The sequence below is a fragment of the Micromonospora sp. DT228 genome (assembly GCF_049841595.1).
Classification (GTDB): Bacteria; Actinomycetota; Actinomycetes; order Mycobacteriales; family Micromonosporaceae; genus Micromonospora.
This window is the reverse complement of record NZ_JBNCKO010000014.1, coordinates 88,589-110,716: the sequence shown is the minus strand read 5'-3', so window position 1 is coordinate 110,716 and position 22,128 is coordinate 88,589. Positions and strand designations below refer to the sequence as shown.

General features: G+C 72.2%; 23 protein-coding genes. 14 read left to right on the top strand and 9 right to left on the bottom strand.

Annotated elements, in window-relative coordinates; translation table 11 throughout:
* Together ACLQ29_RS25225 and ACLQ29_RS25220 are read right to left on the bottom strand one after the other, a co-directional pair.
* Complete coding sequence (locus ACLQ29_RS25225; protein WP_425773937.1) at positions 1 to 960, bottom strand: TIGR03557 family F420-dependent LLM class oxidoreductase; 960 nt, start codon at positions 958 to 960, stop codon at positions 1 to 3.
* 91 nt (positions 961 to 1,051) lie between these two features.
* Positions 1,052 to 1,954 carry an NAD(P)-dependent oxidoreductase gene (locus ACLQ29_RS25220; RefSeq protein ID WP_425773936.1) on the bottom strand — a complete coding sequence of 301 codons (903 nt, stop codon included), beginning with the start codon at positions 1,952 to 1,954 and terminating at the stop codon, positions 1,052 to 1,054.
* Positions 1,955 to 2,050: 96 nt separating this feature from the next.
* Between ACLQ29_RS25220 and ACLQ29_RS25215 the strand changes: the two genes are divergently transcribed.
* The gene (locus ACLQ29_RS25215; protein ID WP_393370756.1) at positions 2,051 to 2,392 is read left to right on the top strand and encodes a winged helix-turn-helix transcriptional regulator; all 342 of its coding nucleotides are present in this window, start codon (positions 2,051 to 2,053) and stop codon (positions 2,390 to 2,392) included.
* A gap of 84 nt (positions 2,393 to 2,476) precedes the next feature.
* Here ACLQ29_RS25215 and ACLQ29_RS25210 read toward each other — a convergent pair whose 3' ends face one another.
* Positions 2,477 to 2,683, bottom strand: coding sequence for a hypothetical protein (locus ACLQ29_RS25210; RefSeq protein WP_306271566.1), 207 nt, complete (start codon positions 2,681 to 2,683; stop codon positions 2,477 to 2,479).
* 252 nt (positions 2,684 to 2,935) lie between these two features.
* On the opposite strand from ACLQ29_RS25210, the gene ACLQ29_RS25205 reads away from it, so the two are divergent.
* Both ACLQ29_RS25205 and ACLQ29_RS25200 read left to right on the top strand, forming a co-directional pair.
* Entirely contained in the window at positions 2,936 to 3,763 is an 828-nt protein-coding gene (locus ACLQ29_RS25205) for a hypothetical protein (RefSeq protein WP_425773935.1), read from the top strand.
* Positions 3,760 to 4,509: a maleate cis-trans isomerase family protein gene (locus tag ACLQ29_RS25200; protein ID WP_425773934.1), complete on the top strand. Its 750-nt coding sequence runs from the start codon at positions 3,760 to 3,762 to the stop codon at positions 4,507 to 4,509. The genes ACLQ29_RS25205 and ACLQ29_RS25200 overlap by 4 nt, the downstream gene beginning before the upstream one ends.
* Before the next feature lie 18 nt (positions 4,510 to 4,527).
* Here the strand turns inward: ACLQ29_RS25200 and ACLQ29_RS25195 are convergent, their stop codons facing one another.
* From ACLQ29_RS25195 to ACLQ29_RS25175, 5 genes are all read right to left on the bottom strand, one after another.
* Entirely contained in the window at positions 4,528 to 5,685 is a 1,158-nt protein-coding gene (locus ACLQ29_RS25195) for a low temperature requirement protein A (protein ID WP_425773933.1), read from the bottom strand.
* 334 nt (positions 5,686 to 6,019) lie between these two features.
* On the bottom strand, positions 6,020 to 7,075 hold the full coding sequence (locus ACLQ29_RS25190) for a helix-hairpin-helix domain-containing protein (protein WP_425773932.1): 1,056 nt from the start codon (positions 7,073 to 7,075) through the stop codon (positions 6,020 to 6,022).
* 327 nt (positions 7,076 to 7,402) lie between these two features.
* Positions 7,403 to 8,752, bottom strand: a complete 1,350-nt coding sequence (locus ACLQ29_RS25185; RefSeq protein WP_425773931.1) for an FAD-dependent oxidoreductase — start codon at positions 8,750 to 8,752, stop codon at positions 7,403 to 7,405.
* Between the two features lies 1 nt (position 8,753).
* Positions 8,754 to 9,131 carry a TcmI family type II polyketide cyclase gene (locus ACLQ29_RS25180; RefSeq protein WP_425773930.1) on the bottom strand — a complete coding sequence of 126 codons (378 nt, stop codon included), beginning with the start codon at positions 9,129 to 9,131 and terminating at the stop codon, positions 8,754 to 8,756.
* 91 nt (positions 9,132 to 9,222) lie between these two features.
* Positions 9,223 to 10,020 carry an AfsR/SARP family transcriptional regulator gene (locus ACLQ29_RS25175; protein ID WP_425773929.1) on the bottom strand — a complete coding sequence of 266 codons (798 nt, stop codon included), beginning with the start codon at positions 10,018 to 10,020 and terminating at the stop codon, positions 9,223 to 9,225.
* Between the two features lie 442 nt (positions 10,021 to 10,462).
* Between ACLQ29_RS25175 and ACLQ29_RS25170 the strand changes: the two genes are divergently transcribed.
* Genes ACLQ29_RS25170 through ACLQ29_RS25130 form a run of 9 tightly spaced genes read left to right on the top strand, consistent with a single transcriptional unit; the run spans position 10,463 to position 18,480 of the window.
* On the top strand, positions 10,463 to 10,801 hold the full coding sequence (locus tag ACLQ29_RS25170) for a TcmI family type II polyketide cyclase (protein WP_425773928.1): 339 nt from the start codon (positions 10,463 to 10,465) through the stop codon (positions 10,799 to 10,801).
* Positions 10,798 to 12,513 (top strand): acetyl-CoA carboxylase carboxyltransferase subunit alpha, encoded by a 1,716-nt coding sequence (locus ACLQ29_RS25165; protein ID WP_425773927.1) that lies wholly within the window; start codon positions 10,798 to 10,800, stop codon positions 12,511 to 12,513. The genes ACLQ29_RS25170 and ACLQ29_RS25165 overlap by 4 nt, the downstream gene beginning before the upstream one ends.
* Positions 12,510 to 13,028 carry an acetyl-CoA carboxylase biotin carboxyl carrier protein gene (gene accB / locus ACLQ29_RS25160; RefSeq protein ID WP_425773926.1) on the top strand — a complete coding sequence of 173 codons (519 nt, stop codon included), beginning with the start codon at positions 12,510 to 12,512 and terminating at the stop codon, positions 13,026 to 13,028. The genes ACLQ29_RS25165 and accB overlap by 4 nt, the downstream gene beginning before the upstream one ends.
* 19 nt (positions 13,029 to 13,047) lie before the next feature.
* Positions 13,048 to 14,490 (top strand): acetyl-CoA carboxylase biotin carboxylase subunit, encoded by a 1,443-nt coding sequence (locus ACLQ29_RS25155; RefSeq protein WP_425773925.1) that lies wholly within the window; start codon positions 13,048 to 13,050, stop codon positions 14,488 to 14,490.
* Positions 14,487 to 15,224, top strand: a complete 738-nt coding sequence (locus ACLQ29_RS25150) for an SRPBCC family protein (protein WP_425773924.1) — start codon at positions 14,487 to 14,489, stop codon at positions 15,222 to 15,224. The genes ACLQ29_RS25155 and ACLQ29_RS25150 overlap by 4 nt, the downstream gene beginning before the upstream one ends.
* Positions 15,217 to 15,621, top strand: a complete 405-nt coding sequence (locus ACLQ29_RS25145; RefSeq protein ID WP_393370725.1) for a cupin domain-containing protein — start codon at positions 15,217 to 15,219, stop codon at positions 15,619 to 15,621. Before ACLQ29_RS25150 ends, ACLQ29_RS25145 begins: the two co-directional genes overlap by 8 nt.
* On the top strand, positions 15,618 to 16,892 hold the full coding sequence (locus tag ACLQ29_RS25140) for a beta-ketoacyl-[acyl-carrier-protein] synthase family protein (RefSeq protein WP_425773923.1): 1,275 nt from the start codon (positions 15,618 to 15,620) through the stop codon (positions 16,890 to 16,892). The genes ACLQ29_RS25145 and ACLQ29_RS25140 overlap by 4 nt, the downstream gene beginning before the upstream one ends.
* Before the next feature lie 23 nt (positions 16,893 to 16,915).
* Positions 16,916 to 18,166 carry a beta-ketoacyl synthase N-terminal-like domain-containing protein gene (locus ACLQ29_RS25135; RefSeq protein WP_425774018.1) on the top strand — a complete coding sequence of 417 codons (1,251 nt, stop codon included), beginning with the start codon at positions 16,916 to 16,918 and terminating at the stop codon, positions 18,164 to 18,166.
* A complete protein-coding gene (locus tag ACLQ29_RS25130) occupies positions 18,163 to 18,480 on the top strand; it encodes an antibiotic biosynthesis monooxygenase family protein (RefSeq protein ID WP_393370719.1) in 318 nt (105 codons plus the stop codon). The genes ACLQ29_RS25135 and ACLQ29_RS25130 overlap by 4 nt, the downstream gene beginning before the upstream one ends.
* Positions 18,481 to 19,271: 791 nt before the next feature.
* On the opposite strand, the gene ACLQ29_RS25125 is transcribed toward ACLQ29_RS25130, so the two are convergent.
* Positions 19,272 to 20,639, bottom strand: a complete 1,368-nt coding sequence (locus ACLQ29_RS25125; protein WP_425773922.1) for a hypothetical protein — start codon at positions 20,637 to 20,639, stop codon at positions 19,272 to 19,274.
* Positions 20,640 to 20,834: 195 nt separating this feature from the next.
* On the opposite strand from ACLQ29_RS25125, the gene ACLQ29_RS25120 reads away from it, so the two are divergent.
* Both ACLQ29_RS25120 and ACLQ29_RS25115 read left to right on the top strand, forming a co-directional pair.
* On the top strand, positions 20,835 to 20,981 hold the full coding sequence (locus tag ACLQ29_RS25120) for a hypothetical protein (RefSeq protein ID WP_425773921.1): 147 nt from the start codon (positions 20,835 to 20,837) through the stop codon (positions 20,979 to 20,981).
* A complete protein-coding gene (locus ACLQ29_RS25115; RefSeq protein ID WP_425773920.1) occupies positions 20,978 to 22,120 on the top strand; it encodes a helix-turn-helix domain-containing protein in 1,143 nt (380 codons plus the stop codon). The genes ACLQ29_RS25120 and ACLQ29_RS25115 overlap by 4 nt, the downstream gene beginning before the upstream one ends.
* Positions 22,121 to 22,128: the final 8 nt, after the last annotated feature.

The window sequence follows — 22,128 nt, the reverse complement described above, 5'->3', positions numbered from 1 at the left end:
TCAGGACATGGCGCGCAGCCGGGCGGCGAGGGTGCCGGCGAAGAAGTCGAGGAAGCCGTCCGGGTCGGGGCCGGCGTTCTGCAGGACAACGTGGTCGAAGCCGGCCTCGACGTACGACCTGACCTTTGCCACGTGCGGTTCCGGGTCGGGGCCGACGGCGAAGAGTTGGCGGACGTGTTTCTCCTCCACGTGCGCGCTGGCCGCGTCGAAGTTGACCGGGTTCGGCAGTTCGCTCATCACCTTCCAGCCGGTGACCATCCATCGGCTGGTCTGCAACACCGCCTGCACCGCCTGCTGCTCGTCCGTGGCCCAGGCCAGCGGCACCTCGGCGTAGCGCGGGCCGGAGCCGTGGGCCCGCCGGTAGTGCTCGACGATCGAGGCGTCCGGCTCGGTGGCGAACAACCCGTCGCCCAGCTCGGCGGCGAGCCGGGCCGACGCCTCGCCGCTGGCGGCCACCGCGATCACCGGCGGGGTGTCCGGCAGGTCGAAGACGCGGGCGTCCTCCAGGTGCAGGTGCCGACCCTCGTAGGACTGGTAGCCGCCCTGCCAGAGCAGTCGGATGATCTCCAGCGCCTCGCGGAGCCGCTCGTGCCGTCCCCGGACGCTGGGAAAGCCCTGCCCGACCACGTGCTCGTTGAGTCGTTCACCGGCCCCCACCCCGAGGGTGAACCGTCCGTCGGAGACCAGCGCCATCGTCGCCGCGGCCTGCGCGATGATCGCCGGGTGGTAGCGGACGGTCGGGCAGGTGACGCCCGTCGCCAGACGCAGGGTGCTGGTCCTGGCGGCGATGGCGCCGAGCACGCTCCAGGTGAACGACGAGTGGCCCTGCGCCTCCAACCAGGGGTGGAAGTGATCGCTCATCTCGACGAAGTCGAAACCGGCCTGCTCGGCCAGGACAGCCTGCCGGATGATCTCCTGAGGGCCGTACCCCTCCGCGGCCAGCTTGTAGCCGATCTGCATGCCACGCCCCCGCTCGTCGTCCGTCGACTGACGCGGGTCGGTTCCCGGCCTCCGCCTCGACAAACACCGCCGAGGCCCGCAGGCCAGCCTCCTAGGACGCCGTACGGGGTGTGTGGCGCGTCAGCAGGTCGACCACGCCGGCCAGATCCTCCGCACCGGCGCCCTCGGCCAGGCGGCGGCCCATCAGCGCGAAGAAGGGGCTGAGCAGCTCCGCGCTGACACCCTGCTGCTCGGCGGTACGCAGGAAGGTCGGCGTGCCGGCCACCTGCATGGCGAGAGTGGAGACGACATTCGTGGCGTAGTCGCCGCTGCGCAGCCGGTCGGCGGTCTGGTGCACGGCCGGGGCCATGGCGACGAGCCAGTCGGCGAGCAGTGGCGCGAACGCCGCGGGATCGATGTTCTCCCCGCGGATCAGGGCGAAGGCGTGGGTGACCCCGGCGAACATCCCGTACATGGCGCTGAGCAGGGCCACGTCGTACAGGGCCGCGAACCCCGGGTCCTCGCCCACGAAGGTGGTGCCGACCGGGACGCCGAGCGTCTCCCGGTGCCGCTCGAACAGCTCCCGCGAGCCGCTGTAGAAGACGTAGCCGCCGGCCTCCGGTACGCCGATCATCGGGGGGACAGCCATGATTCCGCCGTCGAGGTAGCGGGCACCCTGCTCGTGGGCCCACGCGGCGCGGGCGCGGGCCTGGGCAGGGGTGCTGGTGGTCAGGTTGACCAGGTCCCGGCCGGCCAGATCGACGCCGGCCATCGCCTCGTCGAGCGAGGTGTCGTCCAACAGGCAGACGACGACGAGGGTGTTCGCCGCGACCGCCTCGGCGGCGCTGGCCGCGACCCGTGCGCCCTCGGCGCCGAGGACCGCGGCACGGGTCGGGGTGCGGTTCCAGACGGTGAGCCGGTGACCGGCGGCGAGCCAGGCGCGGGCCAGCGCGGAGCCCATCGCGCCGAGCCCCAGCATCGTGACGGAGGTCTTCTGCACAGCGTTCGGTGTCATGCCGATTAGGCTGGTCGGAAGCACTCCGGTGATCAAGTACGCACCTCGGAGTGGGTGCTTACCCCCGGGTGAGCGAGGACGTCGGAAGGGGTGCGCATGACGACGCTGAACCGGCCGGGCGCGGCAGAGGGACACATCTGTGGGATCGACGCCGCGATGGAGGTGATCGGCGGCAAGTGGAAGGTGCTGATCCTCTGGGCGCTGCACGAGCACCCGTACCGCCGCTTCGGCGAGCTGCGTCGACTCCTTCCGGGGATCACCGAGAAGGTGCTGGCCTCGCACCTACGGGAGATGGAACGCGACGGCGTCGTGCACCGTGTCTCCTACGACGAGGTGCCGCCCCGCGTCGAGTACTCGCTGACCGTCGACGGCACGCGACTCAACGAGGCGCTCGAGCCGCTGGCCGCGTGGGGGCGCGAGCGGCGGGCCGGCGCGTAACGTCTCGGAACGGCTGAGCCGCCCCCGTGCGGACACCGGCCCGCGCCCCGGGGGTCGAGGGGCGCGGGCCGGTGTCCGTCTGTCCTACTTGGAGGGCTCGGGCAGCTTGCAGTCGACCTTGGGGTTGGCGCCGATGTAGTTCAAGGGCCCGGCCACGATGGTGACCAGGATGGTGCCGGCCTCGGCGCAGTTGGTGTCGTCGCCGCTGTAGTAGCCACGCTGGCCGGCGGCGACCGCGCCGATCACCAGCCAGATCACGACGATGACTCCGAGTATCGAGGTGCCGCGCATCGCTGCCTCCTGAGGAAATGTGGTGGATCTGAGGTGCAGTCGTTGTACCCAATTGGGTCGTGCGGCTAACTGACACCGAGGCGGGGCCACGCTGGATCCCCCATCCGGCCGAGGCCGTCCGCCGTTGCGTACCGCCCGGGATCGGCCGCTCGCACGGGGTAACGCGTGTCGGCTATCGGATCGGCGACCGATCCAGCCGTCGCACCGGTCGGCGGACGTAGAACTGCCTCACGGCCCCGCCGAGGAGGACTCATGGACGCCCCGACACCACACCTGCACATCGACCGTCCCGAGGACGTTGCGGTCGCGGCCCGCGCGCTGGCTCGCGGCGCGGTCGTCGCCGCGGCGTTCGCCAACTTCTACGTCATCGTCACGCGTCCCGACGAGGCCACCGTCCGCCGGGTCAACCTGGCCAAGGGCCGCCCGGCCCAGCAGGTCGGCAGCATCACCACCGCGATCGGCCGGATCCCCGGGATGTTCGACTGGACGCGGATCTCGCCCCGACTGCCGGTCGGTCGGGTGCGGGCACTGATGGACGCCCTCTACGGCGCCGGGCCGTTCGGCTTCCGGGGGCCGGCGGCGGAGCGGCTGCCCGAGCACCTCACCCAGGTCGACCAGGGGCTGCGCACCACCCAGGTGATCGCGCCGGGTCTGACCTGCCCGTCCAACGTCTTCTTCGAGCGGGCGCTCGCCGAGACCGGATCGGACCACCTCTACATCACCTCGGCGAACCGCTCCCGGCATCTCACCGGCGCGGCCGAGGAACCGGCGCACTGGAAGGCCGAGGCTCTCGCCGCCGACTTCGCCCACCTCGACGACCTGGTGGTGCTCGCCCACCGGGACGAGTCGGCGGCCCGCGCCGCGTACCCGGGCTACCTCACCACCTCGGTCACCCTGCTCTCCTTCCACGCGCCGGAGGGCGACCTCGAGGAGCCGCCGGTGCTCACCGTGGACCGGCACGGCTCGCTACACCTGGACGACGTCCGCCGCGCCGCCGCGCCGCTCGGCCTGCAGGTGCGCCTGGGCGGCACCGCCGCGCAGCGGCTGCAGGTCCGCGCGTACGCCGGGGCGCTGGTGTGAGCGGTTACCGCGTCGGCCTGGTCGTGCCCAGTTCGAACACCACGATGGAGACCGAGATCCCGGCCATGCTGCGCCGCCGTGAGGCCGTCGACGCGACGGTCCGTTTCACCACACACACCAGCCGGGTACGACTGCGTCAGGTGACCCCCGACGAACTGGCCCGGATGAACCGCTCCGCCCTGCGCTGCGTTGCCGAGTTGGCCGACGCCCGCTGCGACGTGCTCGCGTACGCCTGCCTGGTGGCGGTGATGTGCGAGGGCCCCGGCGCGCACGAACGGGCCGAGCGGCGGCTGGGCCGGGCGGCCGGTCGCGCCGGGCACGACATGCCCGTGGTGAGCAGTGCGGGGGCGCTGGTCGCCGGGCTGCGCGTGCTGGGAGCCCGTCGGGTGGCCCTGATCGCGCCGTACCTGCCGCCGTTGACCGCGACCGTCGCCGCCTACCTCGCCTCGCACGGCGTGCGGGTGACCGAGGCGGTGAGCCTGAGCGAGCCGGACAATGTGGCGGTGGGGCGCATCCCCACCGCTCACCTGGTCGAGCTGGCCGAGCGGCTGGACGTGACCGACGTGGACGCGGTGGTCCTGTCCGCCTGCGTACAGCTGCCGTCGTTGGCGGCGGTGCCGCGGGTGGAGGCCCGGCTCGGCCGCCCGGTGCTCACCGCGGCCACCGCCACCGTGCACCAGGTGCTGACCAGGTTGGGTGTCGAGCCGTACGTGCCGGACGCCGGGCGGCTGCTCGCCGGGGTGTAAGCCGGGCGGCCGGTCGGGTCAGTGCGGTGGGGACGGGGCCTCTGGTGGTTTGCCGTAGCTGCGCCGGAAGTCCGCGTAGGCCACCCCGATCAGCACCAGGAGGGCGCCGAGCGAGGCGAACACCGGCGGCAGGTAGAGCACGGCGGGCGCGATCGTCAGCAGCGCCAGCACACCGCCGGGCCGGGACAGCGACACCCGGCTGAACACCTCGTACTCGAAGGACGCCCGGCCGGCCAGGAAGAGGGCCGGGCCGCCGAGGATCACCGCAGCCCAGGCCGGCGGCGTCCGCCCGGCCGACTCGCGCAGCACCAGGTCGAACCCGGCCGCTGTGGTCACCACCCCGGCCACCATCAGCAGATGGGTGTACGGCGCGGTGAACAGGAACTTGCTCGGTGACCCGGACCCCTTGATGGCCATCGGCAGCAGCTGACCGGACTTGTGCACGTAGATCCGCCAGAGCAGCAGGGTGGTCAGGAACGCCACCGCGAAGACCCCGATGTTCTGCGCCTCGCTGTGCGCCGCGCTGAACATGGTGCCGATGGTCAGGATGGCGTCGCCGAGGGCGATGATGAAGAACTGCTGGTAGCGCTCCGAGAGATGCTCCGCCGTGACGTTGCGCTGGGGCTCGGGCACCACCCCGAGCCCCGGCACCGGGTACGCGAGCCGGAAGCCGACGTAGTCGATGCCGAGCGCGAGAGCCCAGCACGCCAGGCGGGCGTCCCCGCTGACGAACGCGCCGATGATCCACGGGATCGCGGACACCGCGAACCAGACGAAGATGCGTGCCGCGCGGCGCTGGGTCTGCGGCTCGCGGCGGACGGCCGGCATCAGGAACAGTCCGCGCCCGAGGTGGATCGCCACGTAGGTGCCGGCGAAGGCGAGCCCGCGGTCGCCGAACGCGTCCGGGATCGCCGTGGTCATCAGCAGCGCGCCGAACATCACGGCGCTGATCAGCAGCTTGATCTCGGTGCGTTCCGGGTTGTACAGGTCGGTGACCAGTGTGGTGATCACCCACGTCCACCACACGGCGGCCAGCAGGATCAGCGCCTGTCCGGCCCGGTGCCAGTCGAGCTGGTCGACCATGCCCCGGGAGATGAGCGCCAGGGCGACCACGTACACCAGGTCGAAGAAGAGCTCGAGGAGGGTCACCCGGCGCGGGGCCTCCGGATCACGCACCGGAGGACGACGGGACCGCGGGGACCCGGGCTCCGGCGCGGCGAGGTGCACGGGCTTCTCCTGCGGAACCGGTCGACTCGACGGACCTGTCCGGCCCACCTCAACGGACGGTAACGATCGGTCGACCACCCGGCCGCGAATTCGCCGCGCCTTCCCCCAACCGAGGTGATCGACTCGGGTTCTTGGACGTCGGGGTGTCCGGGCGGGTTGGATGGCCCGGTTTCCGGGAGTCCGAGTCGATCAACCCGTCGGTCGGGTCCGTGGATGGGCCCGACGGCAGAACCCCCGGCCTACCGTCGCGTCGGACGGTGGACCGGGGGCTCGATGTCGCGCGTCAGGACGGGTTGCCGCCTGGGAGCACGGCGGCCATCTCGTCGCCGGCACCGGCGAGCACGCGGGCCTGCTGTGGCCAGGTGGCCAGCCCGGGTGCGGCCCGCAGGCCGGCGGCCCGGATCAGGTCGCGCAGCGCCGCCTCGTCCAGCGCACCGAGCTGGACGTACGTGCGTACACCGGCGTCCTGCAACGCCGCCGCCAGCTTCGGCCCGATCCCCTGGATCCGGCGGAAGTCGTCGGCCGAGCCCGCCGGGTCGGCGCCCGCGCCGTTGGCAGCGGTCGTCACGACCGGAGGAACCTCGGCCACGGCCGGTACGACCGCGGGCACGGCCACCGCCGACGGCGCCGACTCCGGCTCGGCGTCCACCGGCTCGGCGTCCACGTCCGTCGGCGCTGCTTCCACGCCGTTGGCGTCCGTCGGGTCCGTGCGCAGCGCGTCGGCGTTCACCGGCGCCTCCGCCGGCACCGCGGCCTCGGTCGTCACATCGTCGGCCGAGCTGCTCGCGGTCGGCTCGTCGGCCAGGTCGGCCGCGATCGGCTCGGCAACCGGCTCGGTCGTGGTCGGCTCGTCGGCCGGGGTGGTGTCGACTGGAAGGTCGTCCGCGGGCTGACGAGGGGCGATCACGGCCGCCGGGGCAGGCTGCTCGTCGGCCGCGACCGGCTCGGGGGTCGACTCCACAACGGGCTCCGACGGAAGGTCATCACCCGCGTCGGACGGTGCCGACGGCGGGGCCTCGGTCAGCGCCATGTCGCCCGGATCGACAGTGCTCGGGGCCTCCGCCGGGACCTGCACCGGCGTGGGCGCACTGTCCGGTCCGGTGACGGCGGCGGGCGCGCTGATCGTGTCCACCGGTACCGGCTCGTCGGCGACCGCGACGGGGGCCGGGTCGACGGCGGCCGCGGGCCGGGCCTCGTCGGTGGTGGCCGCCGACGTCGGCGTTTCGAATACGGCCAGCCCGGCGACGGGGTCTCCGTCCACTATCGAATTGCCCTGTACGCCCCGCCGGCCGCGCAGCAGCCACCCGGCGGCCAGGCCCAGCAACAGTGCCAGTACCACTATCAGCGAGTGTCCGATAGACCACGCCACGGCGAACCTCCCTCTCAGCTCGTTGGAAAACTCACGAGAAAAACTCGCCGCAGCTTCGCACACGCGTGTTGCCGGCAAGTGAGAGGATCGGCCGTAGGCGTCCCGGTCACGGCGACCACCTCAGGCGGTGCCCGCCGAGTAACGCAGCGTCGCACCAGGACGCCACGAAGACCCGGCACGACGAGACCCGGCACGACGAGACCCGGCACGACGAGACCCGGCACGACGAGACCCGGCACGACGAGACCCGGGCCCGGCGGGGGACGCCGGGCCCGGGTCGGCGGGCTGATGCAGGACTCAGTCCTGGTCGCCCTCGTAGGTGTGGAAGTCGTCGACGAACCGGCGCCGCAGCCGCGGCACCCGACTTGTCACTCCGAAGTAGCCGCGCGCGCCGAGCAGCGCGAGTCGACCCACCACCGGCCGGTACATCCGGTCGTCGCCGCTGGTGCCGCTGCGGTTCAGTGATTCGGCGACCCGCGCGAAGCCGTACGGCACCATCACGGCCTCGTAGTCGGCGACCGCCTGCACAAGCGTCTTGTCACCGGTGACAGCATGGCCGAGCTGGTCGCAGAGCAGGCGGGCGTCGCGCAGCGCGGTGTTGGCGCCCACCCCGCGACCGGGGGTCATGGTGTGGACGGCGTCGCCGAGCATGGTGACGGTGCTGCTCTTCCAGGGTGGTGTCGGCTCGGAGGTGGACACCCTGATCGGCAGGGCGCTGCCCGGGTCCGCGCGGGTCAGCAGCTCCCGCAGGTTCGGATGCCAGTTGGAGGTGAGGTCCAGGGCGACGGTCACCAGGTCCTCGCCGCGACGGTCCAGGACGTCGGCCGGGAATCGGCGACCCGTGCTCCAGATGATCAGGTTGATGTTGTCGGTGGTGGTGTCGTGGGACAGGCCGGGCCAGTTTCGCAGCAGCGCGGCGTCGGCGTCGCTGACGCCGGGTTTGACCACCCTGTGGGCGTCCCATTTGAACTCCATGACGTGCAGGACGCCCATCATCCCGCCGACGCCGAAGATCAGCGAGATGCCCTGCCGGACCCGCTCCGGGACGAGGCCGCGGGTGTGCGCGGTGAGCGGGATCCGGGTGGCGATGTTTATGGTGCCGGCGTCGCGGGTGACGGCGTGCGGCAGGTACTGCCGGCGTACCGCCGAGTGCGTGCCGTCCGCGCCGACCAACAGGTTGCCGGTGGCGTTGGTGCCATCGGCGAAGTACGCGGTGACCGTGCCGTCGTCGCGCTGCTCGTAGCGGGTGAACGTCTTGTCGAAGTGCACCACGTCGTCCAGGCCGGTCAGCAGCACCTGGCGCAGCACCATCCGGGCCACCGAGTGTTCGGTGTGCACCGGGTCGGCGCTGGGTCGTAGTGGGAACGACGCGGTCTGGCGGAGCCCCTGGGTGACCACGTTGAAGTAGTGCGGTGGCCGTGCGCAGGTGGCCAGGAAGGTGGCGAACAACTCCGGGGACAGGCACTGCCGAAGCGCCCGGCTACCGGTGGGGCCGATGCCGACCCGGTAGCCGAGCAACCCCTCGGCGCGGTCGCGGTGCCGTTCGTAGACGGCGACGCTGATCCCGGCACGGCGCAGGCCGTGCGCCAGGCACAACCCGCCCGTGCCGGCGCCGATGATCAGGACGTGCGGTGGGGCGGCGGGCACGTCAGCCCGCCGGGTGTGCCGCGGGCGCGTCGAGGCTGGCGGGGCGCGCCGCGGGCGCGTCGGTGGCGTCCCACCGGTAGAAGCAACCAGCGATCGCGTCGCGGGGGGAGCGCCAGGTCGGCAGGTACGGCGACGTGTGCGCGGAGAGCCGCTCGTTGACCTGTTGGAAGAGTGGGTGGTTGCGGGCCGCCGCGAGCGCGTCCGGATCGACGTCCGAGGTCTCCAGCAGGTGTACGCACAGGTCGTGCAGGCAGTACAGCGATCGGTGCGTGACGCCCGTCAGACCGGGCAGGTCGGTGGCGTCGGACTCGGCGAAGATCTGTGCGACCCGCCCCTCCGCGCCCGGGATGATCCGGCTGACGATCAGTAGACGACTCATGGGACCCCTTCCGCCGGTGGCTTTTCCGATCCTCGGATCGGCGCCACGTGCTCTGTGCGCCTACCGTGCCGCAGCGTCTGTCACATCACCGTCACGTCCGTCGGCCCGCCGGTGACGGGCGGTCGGTGACGGCGTCGCGGGTGGCCTGGCGGATCGGGGCGAGCGTGTCGTCGAGCAGGGCGCTCATCGCGGGGCTCGGCTCCAGACGCAACTCCCGGCGCAACAGGTCCCGGTAGACGTAGAAGGCGTGCACGGCCTCGAAGGCGTTGCCCTCGGCGAGGTGGATGCGGACCACCAGGCGGTGGGGCGTCTCCCGGAGCGGCTCGGCCGCCATCGCCTCCAGCGCGGCTTCGAGGGCCTCGCCGTGCCGCCCCGCGGTCAGGTGCTGCCCGGCCACCTGTTCCAGCATGTGCAGGCGAAGTTGGCGCAGCCGCTCCCGGTCCAGCAGCACCCAGTCGTCGTACCAGCCGGGCAGGAGGTCGTGCCGGCCGGCGGCGAGCGCTCCCGCCGCGATGCGCGGGTCGTCGCCGTCGCGGACCCGGGCCGCGGTGCCGACCAGGTCGTCCACGTCGAGCCGGACCGTCGGGCCGAGCCGTACGGTGTCGCTGGCCACGGTCATCGGGCAGCACGGGTCCTGCCGGAGCCGCCACAGCGCGGTGCGCAGTGAGGACAGCGCCCGTTCCTCCGACGCGTCGGGCCAGAGCAGGCCCGCGAGTTGGCTGCGGGTGGCGCCGGGGCGCAGCCCGATCAGGGCGATCACCCGTTGCAGCCCGCGTGGCACCACGACCGGCGTCGCCCCGCGCAACAGTCGGAAACCGCCGAGCAGGTGGAGTGCGACGCCTTCGCCGGGCGGTTCGCCGGCGGTCGGCACGGACGGGTCAGCGGTCACGGCGGCACCCCCTGCGGAACGCTGGTCCCGACTGTCTGCTGTGTCCGGATCGGTTGCCCGTGACGCCGCTGTCGGCCCCACCGGTGCGGGCGCGCCCCACGGCTGACGGGCGGGCCCCGCCCGCCGGGACGGCCGGGCTGACCACCGTGAAGATTATCAATAGCGGTCACGGTGAGTCAACGGCGCGGTGAATGTTCTATTGGCCGACAGTCAACCTGAGATCAGTTCTGAACTGCGGAAACGTTCGTCGGCTCGACCGTTGCGGTGCAGCGTACGCATAGCTGGTACACAGGATGCGTCAACGCAGCGTCACTGTCCTACGTCGCTGGCCGGTGCGTCCCGGTGACGCCGCCGTGACGAGGACTGCCGCATCGTGTCCGCAGTCGTCCAGCGCGTCCGGGGCCACCCGTCGCCGGCCGGACGCTGTGGGGGGAGGCCCAGCATGGACCGATCACTGATCGTCGCGAAGGTGGATCCGACCGCCGAGGAGCGGGTCGCCGAGATCTTCGCCGAGTCGGACGCGACGGAGCTGCCGCGCCTGGTCGGCGTCCGGCACCGTTCGCTGTACCGGCTCCACGATCTCTACGTGCACCTGCTCGAGACCGAGCATCCGGCAGCGGACGCGGTGGAGGGCGCCCGGGATCACCCGGAGTTCATCCGGGTCAGCGAACGCCTGCGCCCGTACGTGTCGCCGTACCTGCCCACCTGGCGATCACCGCGTGACGCGATGGCGCAGTGCTTCTACCGGTTCGACGCCCCGGACACCCGGCGGCGGTCGTGACCGCCACCGCGCCGCGGGAGGAGCAGCTCTGGTCGCGCTGCGCCGGCTGCGCCAGCCTGCTCTACCGCAAACGGTTGCGCCGCAACCTGGACGTCTGCCCGGAGTGCGGGGAGCACGCCCGACTGGGCGCCCCGGAACGCCTCCGTCAGCTTGTCGACCCGGGGTCGCTGGGGCTGATGCCCGACCAGCTTCCCGAGACGGACCCGATCGACTTCGTCGACGTGCTGCCGTACCCGCACCGGCTCAGCGCCGCCCGCGCCAGCACCGGCCTGTCCGAGGCGGTCGTGTGCGCCACCGCCACCATCGGTGGGCACCCGGCCGTGTTGGCGGTGATGGATTTCCGTTTCCTGGGCGGCAGCCTGGGCTGCGCGGTGGGTGAGCTGATCACCCGGGCCGCCGAACGGGCGCTTGACGACCGCGTCCCGCTCATCCTGATCACCGCCTCCGGTGGGGCGCGGATGCAGGAGGGCGCGCTGTCGTTGATGCAGATGGCCACCGTCAGCCAGGCCATCGCCGCGCTGCGCGAGGCGGGCCTGCTCACCGTGAGCGTCCTCACCGACCCGACCTACGGCGGGGTGGCCGCGTCGTTCGCCACCAACACCGACCTGGTGCTCGCGGAGAGCGGCGCGCGGATGGGCTTCGCCGGCCCCCGGGTGATCCGCCAGGTCACCGGCCGGGCGCTCCCGGAGGGCTTCCAGAGCGCCGACGTCCTGCTGCGCCACGGCCAGGTCGACATGGTGGTGCAGCGCCGGTCCCTGCGTGGACGGCTGGCGGCGCTGCTCGCCGCCACCCGCGCCGCCCGCCCGACCCGTCCGCCCGTACCCCGGCAGGAGCCGGCGCCGCGCCGCGAGCGCCTCGCCGACGCGGCCCCGGCGGGAGGTGACACCCCGGCGGTACGCGACGCGTGGGACACGGTCCGGCTGGCGCGACACCCCGGCCGACCGACCACACTCGACTATCTCGACTCGGTCTTCGACGGGTTCCTGGAGCTGCACGGCGACCGGCTCGGCGGGGACTGCCCGGCCGTCGTGGGCGGTGTGGCGCGGCTGGCCGACCGGCATGTCATGGTCATCGGCCACCAGAAGGGGCACACCACCGCCGAGTTGGTGGCCCGTAACTTCGGCATGGCCAGCCCGGCCGGGCACCGTAAGGCGCTGCGGTTGATGCGCCTCGCCGCCCGGCTCGGCCTGCCCGTGATCACCCTCGTGGACACCCCGGGCGCCGACCCCGGGGTGAGCGCCGAGGAGCAGGGCCAGGCGGCGGCCATCGCGGAGAACATCCTCACCCTCACCGTGCTGCCCACCCCCGTGTTGGCGGTGATCACCGGAGAGGGCGGCAGCGGCGGCGCACTGGCGCTCGCGGTCGCCGACCGTGTGCTCATGCTGGAGAACGCCGTCTACTCGGTGATCAGCCCCGAGGGTTGTGCGGCAATCCTCTGGCCGGACCGGTCGGCGGCGCCGCAGGCCGCCCGCGCGCTCCGACTGACCGCGCCCGACCTGTGCCGGCTCGGGGTGGTCGACGAGGTCGTGCCGGAGCCGTCCACCGCCGCGCACGACGACCCGGCGGAGACCGCCCACCGGTTGCGCGCCGCCCTGCTGAGCAATCTGCTGCCGCTGCTGGACGTGCCGCCCGCCATGCTGGTCCGCCTGCGTCGCCAGCGCTTCCGACGGTTCGGGATGGCACGCGCCGGTGCGCGGGCGGGTGCCCGGTGAGCGCCGGGGACGCGACGGTGTCGACGGTCGAGGCATCCAGCGACGCCGGGGTGGAGGGCGAGGAGGCACTCGCCGGCCTGCGCCGGCAGGCACACCACCTGATCGCCGAACTGGCCGGGCCGGTGCGCCGGATCCGACTGCGCAGCGGGCCGGCGGTGCTGGAGGTCGAGTGGCACCCGGAGGAACAGACCCGGGCGGACGTGCCTCCCGGGTCGGCCGAGGCCGCGCGGCCCACCGGCACGCCCTCGGCGCCGGTCCCACCGCCGGTGCCCGCACGGGCCGCGGTGCGAGCGCCCATCGTCGGCACCTTCTACCGGGCCGCGGAGCCCGGCGCGAAGCCCTTCGTCGCGGTGGGCGACCTGGTCCGTCCGGGCCAACCGGTCGCCATCGTCGAGGCGATGAAGCTGATGAACGAGGTGACCGCCGATCGCGCCGGTCGGGTGGTCGCGATCCTCGTCGAGGACGGCCACCCGGTGGAGTACGACCAGCCGCTCGTCGAGCTGGACCCGGCATGACGGCGCAGGGTGGCTGACCATGTTCGAGACCGTGCTGATCGCCAATCGGGGCGAGATCGCCCTGCGGGTGCTGCGCGCCTGCAAGGAGCTGGGCGTGCGTACCGCTGTGGTCTACTCCGCGGCGGACGCCGACTCGGCGGCCGTCCGCCTCGCCGACCGCGCCGTCCGGATCGGGCCCGCGTCGAGTCGGCGCAGCTACCTCAACGCGGCGGCGATCGTGGAGGCGGCCCGGCAGGTGGGCGCGCAGGCCGTGCACCCCGGTTACGGCTTCCTCTCCGAGGACGCCGACTTCGCCGAGATCTGCGTGGACAACGGGCTGACCTTCATCGGTCCACCGCCGTCGGTGATGGCCGCGCTCGCCGACAAGTCCTCGGCGCGGGCACTGCTGAGCCGTGCCGGCCTGCCCCTGTCGCCGGGCAGTGTCGCACCGGTGTCGACCGCCGCCGCGGCGGCGGAGATCGCCGCGGCCGTCGGCTATCCGGTGATCGTGAAGGCCGCCGCCGGGGGAGGCGGCCGGGGCATGACTGTCGTACGGACGCCGGGTGAGCTGCGCCGGGCGTACACCCGCACCCGCGCGGCCGCCCAGGCAGCCTTCGGCGACGACCGGGTGTACGTCGAGCGTTACCTCACCGAGGCGCGGCACGTCGAGGTGCAGGTGCTCTGCGACTCCCACGGCAACGGGGTGCACCTGGGCACCCGCGACTGCTCGGTGCAGCGCCGACACCAGAAGTTGGTCGAGGAGGCACCCGCCCCGGCGCTGTCCGCCGCCGTCCTCGACACCATCGCCGAGGCCGCCCTGCGGGGCGCGCTGGCTGTCGGTTTCGTCGGCGCCGGCACGCTGGAGTTCCTCGTCGACGCCGAGGAGAAGTTCCACTTTCTGGAGATCAACTGCCGGATCCAGGTCGAGCACCCGGTCACCGAGATGGTCACCGGCATCGACCTGGTGCACGAGCAACTGCACATCGCCGCGGGGGTGCCGCTGCGCTGGCGGCAGGAGGAGATCCGCCTGCACGGCGTCGCGGTGGAGTGCCGGGTCAACACCGAGGACCCCGCCCGGGACTTCGTGCCGACCCCGGGCCGGTTGGAACGGTTCACCCCACCCGGTGGCCCGTTCACGAGGGTGGACACCCACGCCAGCGCCGGCTACCTGGTCGGTCCCTGGTACGACTCGCTGCTGGCCAAGGTGATCGTCTGGGCGCCGGACCGGGAGCTGGCCCTCAACCGGCTGGAGCGGGCCCTGGACGAGTTCGACATCGCCGGGCCGGGTGTCCACACCACCATCCCGTTCGTCCGGCGCGTGCTCGACGACGCCGCGTTCCGCAAGGGCCGGTACACGACCGGCCTGGTCGACCGCCTGCTCGCCGCGCCCGACGCGGCGTCCACGCAGCGGACGACGGCCACCCCCGCACCACGCTCCGCGTCCGCCGCGGAGCCCGACATAACCCTCAGGAGGACCCGATGACCGTCACTCATGGTCGCCCGATGACCGCCGAGATCACCGACATCCTGGTGGCGCACTGTGGGCTGGACCCCGACGCGGCGGCCCGGGCGCCCGCCGCGTCGCTGGAAGAGCTGGGGATGGACTCACTCGCACTGCTGGAACTCTCCGCGGTCGTCGCCGACAGGTGGCAGGTGAGCATCCCCGAGCAGGCCGGGGAGCTGAGCATCCCGGCGGTGGCCGACCTGGTCGCCCGCCGCGTCGACCCACCCGGGCACACCGAGAACACGGTGGTCATCGACGCGCCGCTGGCGTTGGTCTGGGAGGTCACCAACGACGTGGCGAACTGGACCGAACTGTTCACCGAGTACGCCGTGGTGGACATCCTGCACCGCGAGGGCCACACCGTGCGGTTCCGGCTCACCATGTACCCCGACGAGAACGGGGTGTCCTGGAGCTGGGTCAGCGAACGCACCTCCGACCCGGTGAGCAGGCAGGTCCGGGCGTACCGGGTGGAGACCGGGCCGTTCGAGTACATGCGGATCCACTGGCGCTACTCCGAGGAGGCCGACGGCACCCGGATGACCTGGACGCAGGACTTCGCGATGAAGCCGACCGCGCCGGTGGACAACGCCGGGATGACCGAGCGGATCAACACCAACAGCGTCATCCAACTCTCGGTCATCAAGGATCGGGTGGAGCGGATCGCCCGGCAGCGCACCGAGCAGGACACCCCGACGGAGGCCGGCGATGAGTGACCTGAGCACCCGGCCGATCGCCGCCGCGGACGTACCCGCCGACCGGCGACGCGGCGGTGAGCTGCGGGTGTTGCTCGGCCCCCGCACCGTCGGCAGCACCTCGGGCTTCCTCGGGGTCGCCGCCCTCGCGCCGGGGGAGCGGATCGCCGAGCACTACCACCCGTACAGCGAGGAGTTCCTGTACGTGGTGCGCGGCGCGATCACCGTCGACCTGGACGACCAGCCGACGCTGCTGGCCGCGGGTGAGGCGCTGTTCGTGCCGGTGAACGTGCGGCACCGACTCCGCAACACCGGCGTCGAACCGGCCGAGGTGGTCTTTCACCTGGGTCCACTCGCCCCGCGCCCGGAGCTGGGGCACGTCGACACCGAGTTGGCCGAACAGCGCGGTGGGTCGTGAGCGGACGCCGCACGGTGGTCACCGGGATCGGGGTGGTCGCCCCCGGCGGCGCCAGCCGGGACCGGTTCTGGAAGACCATCACCGAGGGGCGGACCGCCACCCGGCGGATCAGCTTCTTCGACCCGTCGGCGTTCCGGTCGCAGATCGCCGCGGAGTGCGACTTCGACCCGACCGCCGCGGGGCTCACCGAGGCCGAACAACGCCGGGCCGACCGGTACGTGCAGTTCGCGCTGGCCTGCTCCGTGGAGGCCGTCGCCGACGCCGGACTGGTGCTCACCGACGCCGAGCGGGATCGGGCCGGGGTGGTGCTCGGCACCGCCGTGGGCGGCACGATGGCGCTGGAACAGGAGTACGTCACCGTCAGCGAGCACGGCCAGCGCTGGCTTGTCGACGCCACGCGCGGCGGCCCGTACCTCTACCAGGCGCTGGTGCCCAGCAGCCTCGCCGCCGACGTGGCCTGCCGGCACGGGCTGCACGGCCCGGCGCAGGTGGTGTCCACCGGCTGCACCTCCGGCATCGACGCCATCGGCTACGCCCACCAGTTGATCGTGGACGGTGAGGCGGACGTGATGCTGGCCGGCGCGGCGGACTCGCCGATCTCGCCGGTCACCGTCGCCTCGTTCGACGCGATCAAGGCGACCAGCCCGGACAACGACGACCCGGCGCACGCCTCCCGCCCGTTCGACGCCGACCGGCACGGGTTCGTGCTGGCCGAGGGCGGGGCGGTGCTGGTGTTGGAGGAGCTCGGGCACGCCCGCCGGCGGGGCGCGCACATCTACTGCGAGGTGGCCGGCTACGCCAGCCGCAGCAACGGCTACCACATGACCGGGCTGCGCCCGGACGGCCTGGAGATGAGCCTCGCGGTCACCGACGCGCTGAAACAGGGGCGGATCCTTCCCGAGCAGGTCTCCTACATCAGCGCCCACGGCTCGGGCACCCGACAGAACGACAGGCACGAGACGGCCGCCTTCAAACGGGCGTTGGGCCAGGCCGCGTACCGGGTGCCGATCAGCTCGATCAAGTCGATGGTCGGGCACTCGCTCGGCGCGATCGGGTCGATCGAGATGGCGGCGTGCGCCCTCGCGATCGAGTTCGGTGTGGTGCCACCGACGGCCAACTGGAGCACCCGGGACCCGGAGTGCGACCTGGACTACGTGCCGAACGAGGCCCGGGAGGTCCCGGTGGACGTGGCGCTGTCGGTGGGCAGTGGGTTCGGCGGCTTCCAGTCGGCGATGGTGTTCCGCCGGTCGGCCGGCCCGGTGGCGGCGTGAGCGCCGTCCGGCCCGGTGACGGCGTGCGTGCCGCGCGGGCGGTGGTGACCGGCATCGGCGTCGTCGCGCCGAGTGGGATCGGCGCGGACGCGCACTGGCGAACGGTCCTGGCCGGCACCCGCCGGACCGGACCGATCACCCTGTTCGACCCGGCCGGCTATCCGACCCGCCTCGGCGGGGAGGTGCCCGGCTTCACCGCCGACTCCTACGCCGACAGCCGACAGGTGGTGCAGACCGACAGGTGGACGCACCTCGGCTTCGCCGCGACCCGGCTGGCGCTCGCCGACGCCGGCCTGCCCGAGCGGGCCCCCGACCCGTACGGCTACGCGGTGACCCTGGCCAGCTCGTCCGGGGGCAACCTGTTCGGCCAGCGGGAGCTGCAACGGCTGTGGGGCGGCACGTCGCGCACGGTCGGGGCGTACCAGTCGATCGCCTGGTTCTACGCGGCGAGCGTCGGGCAACTGTCCATCCACCACCAGTTCAAGGGCCCGAGCGGGGTGCTTGTCGCGGAGGCGGCCGGCGGGTTGGACAGCCTCGCGCACGCCGCCCGCGCGGTACGCCGGGGCACCCCGGTGGTGATCGCCGGTGCCACCGAGTGCCCGCTCAGCCCGTACGCGTTGGCGTGCCAGCTTCGCTCCGGGCTGCTCAGCGACGTCTCCGATCCGCAGTTGGCGTACCGGCCGTTCGACGCCACGGCCAGCGGCTACCTGCCGGCCGAGGGCGGCGCGGTGTTCGTGGTGGAGGAGTTGGGGCATGCCCTCGCCCGGGGCGCCCGCGTCTACGGCGAGGTGAGCGGGTGGGGTTCCACCCACGACGCCGCGCACACCACCGCGGACAGTGCCGGCGACCCGACCCAGTACGCGCGGGCGATGCGGCTGGCCCTGGACCGGGCCGGCGTCGCCGCGGCCGGGATCGACGTGGTGCTGCCCGACGCCCTCGGTGTGCCCCGCTACGACCGCAGCGAGGCCGAGGCGCTGCGCGCCGTGTTCGCCGACCGGCCGGTCCCGGTGACCACGCAGAAGCCGCTGACCGGGCGGGCGTACCAGGGTGGCTCGGCGTTGGACGTGGCCACCGCGCTGCTCGCCTTCGCGCACGACACGCTGCCCGCGTCGTCCGGCCCGGAGCAGGTCGCCGAGGGGTGCGAACTGGACTTCCTCCGCGAGCACCGACAGCCGCGCAGCCGGCTCGCGCTGGTCTGCGCACGGGGCTTCGACGGGTTCAACAGCGCGCTGGTCCTGCGCGGAGCGGTGCCGATGAGGGGAGAGACGCCATGAGTGGACAGCGGGCGCGGGTGGTGTTCCTGGTGCGGGTGCCGGTGGCACGCACCGAAGATTTCCTCGCCGCGTACGAGGAGGTGCGGCACCTGGTCGCCGACGGGGTGCCGGGACACCTGGTCGACCAGGTGTGCCGCTCGTCGACCGACCCGGAACAGTGGTTGATCACCAGCGAGTGGGCGAGCCTTGCCGACTTCGAGGCCTGGGAACGGACCCCCGAGCACCGGGACCTGGTGCGCCCGATGCGGGAGTGCTTCACCGACGCCCGCTCGCTGCGTTTCCACATCCACGCCCAGACCCCCGCGCTGGTCTGACGCCCCACCCCGACTTCGATGAGCGCGCTCGATCCATGTTGTAGTGGCCTCGCCCTCGGGCGGAGGCCACTATTTCAGGGTCAGCGCCGTTGCGTTAGGGCGAGCGGTTGTTCGTCAATGGGCACTGTCTCGCCTTTCATGCTGTGATGCCCAAGGTCTTGTCCATCGACCCGGGTTGGTCGGCCAGGGGTGCGCGGGGTGCCGGTTGGCGGGGCAGGCACTGCGTGTCCGGGGGTGGTCGGGGGTCCTTTGCTCTGCACCCGCGGGTGCGACGGCTACGGTCTGCGACCGGTGCCTATTGGGGTGCAGAACAAAGGGGGCGACTCGTGCACCTTGCCCAAGGGGGGCGGTTGGTGATCGAGGTCGTGCCTGGCCGGCGCAGCGCCACCGCAACCACGTTGAGATCCAGGACAACACCGTTGCTGTAGGCGGAACCACTCCTCGTCAACCGCGCTGCCTCGCCGATCACGAAGTTGTGGCATGCAACAGAACGCCTGTGAGGCCCCACACCCGGCACCAGGAGTAGGTGATTGCCAGGCTCGGACTGCCCCGCTCCGCGATCTTGCACTTTCTGCCCCGACGCAAGGGGCATATCACCTATATCGACAACCGAGACTCACAGATCGGCGCGAACTTCTCGCGAGACACACCCTGACCTAGCTGCACGCCCCAGGAGTCCCGTTATCCAGCACGTGTTGACCTGCCGGCCGCAGCCCTACCGCAACGGCGTTGATTTCATGGTACGAGCACGATCTCCTCGCATCCGGGTCCTGTTCGGCATCGAGCCGCCCTCAGCAGGTGATGAGGTCCCTGGCGTCCTGACAGAATCGGCGGACGGTAGGGGTGCGTCGGTACGGGGTCAGCGCGCCGACCAGGTTGCGGACGTGCTTGATGCACCTGGTGGAGGTGACCTGCCCGGTCAGGGTCTGCACGGCCTGGTCGCCGAGTGCGAGCGCCTTATCCAACTCGGGGTGTTCCTGTTGGACGTAGGTGGTCGCGAGCAACGCGTTGCGCAGTGCGCCCTCGCGGGTGTACTCGTTGCTCTGTAACCGCAGTGCTGCCCGCAGGTGGTCGCGAGCGCGCGGCCAGTCTTCGAGCTTGACGAAGCAGTAGCCGGCCTGGGCGTGAGCCTGCGCCTCATTGATCCAGTAGGACCAGTCGGGGTCGCCCTGCTCCGGCGGGCCGTCGGCGAACCTGTCGAACGCGGTGTCGAGCGCACGGCGGGTGTCGTTCACCGATCGGTTGTTGGCATACGCCTCGGCGGCCCGCAGGTCGAGGATCGTCCCCACCTTGGGGCTCGTAGCCGGGTAGCTGGCCCGCGCGGTCTCCGCGAGGGTCACGGCCTGGCGGAGCTGCCCGAGATCCTTGGCTTGGCAGGACATGAAGCCGAGGATGTTCGCGCCGAGCCCGCGATCACCGGCGGCGTTGGCCTGGTAGAGGCCGGCAATCCAGAACCGCTGCGCCTGGGTGTGGTGACCGTCGTCGAAGGAGAGCCAGCCGGCGAGGCGCAACAACTCACCGGCGGTGCCGTGCAGGCGTCGGCCGACCGTGTCGGTGTAGCTGCGTTCGCGCAGCACCCCCACCACCGTGCTCAGGTGTTGGCGGACCAGGCCCAGAGTCTGACCGCTGCCGAGGTGATCATCCATTCGCCGCAGGCTGGCGGTCACCGCGTCCAGATGATCCACGACGTCGCCGGAAACGGGCCGGCCGGAGGTCGATGCGATGTCCTGCGGTGGTTGGGCGATCATCCACTCGTGCGCTGGGGACGTAAGTGCGGAACCGAGCAGAGTGAGGAACATCCGTCGGTGCATCATCCCCTCAGGTTCGTTCACCACCTCGCCTGCCCGCAAGGCCCCGCCGGAGGACCAGGGCAGATCGAGACCGGCCGAGGCGGGAACGGCCTCGAACCCATCGCTCGGCCAACCCAACTCGTCGAGATCAACTGCCCGTTGTAACTGCTCGGACAGCAACGCCGAGGTCAACGACGGCCAGGGTGTGCGGGGAACATCGCCCTTCTTCCACTTGTACGGCGTCTTGAGGTGCAGCCGTTCTGCCCGTCCGTGTCGCTCGGCGCACTCGTTGAGACGTCGGGCGAACTGCTCCGGCTGCCAGCCTGCCTCGGCCAACAACCGCGTTAACGCCTCTCCGCTGAGTGCCACCCCTCCAGCCTCCTCGCCTGTAGCGACCGCTGCACGAAGAGTAGCGATTCGGTCGGACATCGGGTGGCCGCGGCACTCCTGCGCACCGATCGGCACCGAACGCACCTGCCTTCGTGGCTCGATGCAGGGCGTCCACTGGACACGTCATGACGAGCGGACCGAATCACGGCGGCGAGCAGGGAAGGTGAAATGCACATGGCTTCCGAAGTGGTGGTGGCGATGGTGTTCGGTGGGCTGGTGCCGGGGTTCCTGCTCGGGTTGCTGGCGTTCCGGGTGAAGTCGAGGTGGTGTCCCCACTGTGGTCAGCCCACCCAGGCGCTGTCGCAGGAGCGGGACCGGTGACCCGGCCGGTGCTGGAACGCGACGAGCCGGTGGGGCGGCGGGTGGCTCGTTGGCGTTTGCGCCGCCGGATGACCCAGCAGATGCTCGCCGACCGGCTCGGCAAGTCGAAGAGCTGGGTCGACAAGGTCGAACGCGGCGTGCGCAGCCTGGACCGTTACTCCGTCGTCCAGGAGATCGCCCGGGTGCTACGCGTGGACCCGGCAGTCCTGCTCGACCCCCGCAAGCCGCCACCGCTGCTGGCGACCGGCCTGGACGGCATCGACGCGGTTCGCGCGACCCTGGCTCGCTATCACCAACGACCCACCCGCACGGTGCCCGTCGACGAGGTGGAGAGGAACGTCGAGCACGCCTGGCTCGCCTACGAGCACGCCCACTACGCACAACTCCTCCGGGCGCTGCCCGCTCTGCTCGATGCCGCCCACGCCACACCCGGCCTGCTGGTGCCCGCGTACCGGATCACCGCCTCGGTGCTCGTCAAGCTCGGCGAGGCCGACCTTGCCTGGCTCGCCGCCGACCGGGCCGTCACCGCCGGCACCGGCGACCCCGTCCGCACCGGTGCCGCCACGATCGCCGTCGCGCAGGCGTTGCGCGCTCTGGGCCGCGACCGACTCGCCCTTACCGCGGCCGTCGCCGCCGTGGGCACGGCCGCCGACGATGGGGTACACGGGACGCTGGTCCTCCAGGCCGCGCTGGCCGCTGCCGGTTGCGGCGACGGTCACCGCGCCGACGACCTGATCGACCACGCCGCCGCACTGGCCGGACGGCGTACGGGCACCGAGGACGCCCACCACACCGCGTTCGGCCCAGTCGGCGTGCTGCTGGCCCGCTTTCTCATCGCGTTGAACCTCGGCGACGCGGGCGAAGCCGTGTATCGCCACGAGCAGGCCATCCGCCGCGACGACTGGCCACTGCTACCCGCCGAGCATCGCGCCGCCCACCTCGTCGACGCCGCACGCGCCTACCTCCAGGCTGGCGACCTCACCGCTGCCGGGCGCGCCCTGGCCGACGCCGACACCACCGCACCCGCCGAGGTTCGCTACCGGCCTGCCGCTCGTACCCTCATCGCCGAGATCGCCCACAGCGGACCCGCGGCCGCCAGCGTGGCCCGACTCGCCACCCTCATCGGGGTCACCCGGTGACCATAACG

Bases quoted from the DNA above. Each gene is read 5' to 3' on its own strand.
- ACLQ29_RS25220 (WP_425773936.1), bottom strand. From the start codon at position 1,954: ATGACACCGAACGCTGTGCAGAAGACCTCCGTCACGATGCTGGGGCTC.
- ACLQ29_RS25155 (WP_425773925.1), top strand. From the start codon at position 13,048: ATGTTCGAGACCGTGCTGATCGCCAATCGGGGCGAGATCGCCCTGCGG.
- ACLQ29_RS25150 (WP_425773924.1), top strand. From the start codon at position 14,487: ATGACCGTCACTCATGGTCGCCCGATGACCGCCGAGATCACCGACATC.
- ACLQ29_RS25180 (WP_425773930.1), bottom strand. From the start codon at position 9,131: ATGAGTCGTCTACTGATCGTCAGCCGGATCATCCCGGGCGCGGAGGGG.
- ACLQ29_RS25210 (WP_306271566.1), bottom strand. From the start codon at position 2,683: ATGCGCGGCACCTCGATACTCGGAGTCATCGTCGTGATCTGGCTGGTG.
- ACLQ29_RS25225 (WP_425773937.1), bottom strand. From the start codon at position 960: ATGCAGATCGGCTACAAGCTGGCCGCGGAGGGGTACGGCCCTCAGGAG.
- ACLQ29_RS25205 (WP_425773935.1), top strand. From the start codon at position 2,936: ATGGACGCCCCGACACCACACCTGCACATCGACCGTCCCGAGGACGTT.
- ACLQ29_RS25215 (WP_393370756.1), top strand. From the start codon at position 2,051: ATGACGACGCTGAACCGGCCGGGCGCGGCAGAGGGACACATCTGTGGG.
- ACLQ29_RS25170 (WP_425773928.1), top strand. From the start codon at position 10,463: ATGGACCGATCACTGATCGTCGCGAAGGTGGATCCGACCGCCGAGGAG.
- ACLQ29_RS25145 (WP_393370725.1), top strand. From the start codon at position 15,217: ATGAGTGACCTGAGCACCCGGCCGATCGCCGCCGCGGACGTACCCGCC.
- ACLQ29_RS25120 (WP_425773921.1), top strand. From the start codon at position 20,835: ATGGCTTCCGAAGTGGTGGTGGCGATGGTGTTCGGTGGGCTGGTGCCG.
- ACLQ29_RS25130 (WP_393370719.1), top strand. From the start codon at position 18,163: ATGAGTGGACAGCGGGCGCGGGTGGTGTTCCTGGTGCGGGTGCCGGTG.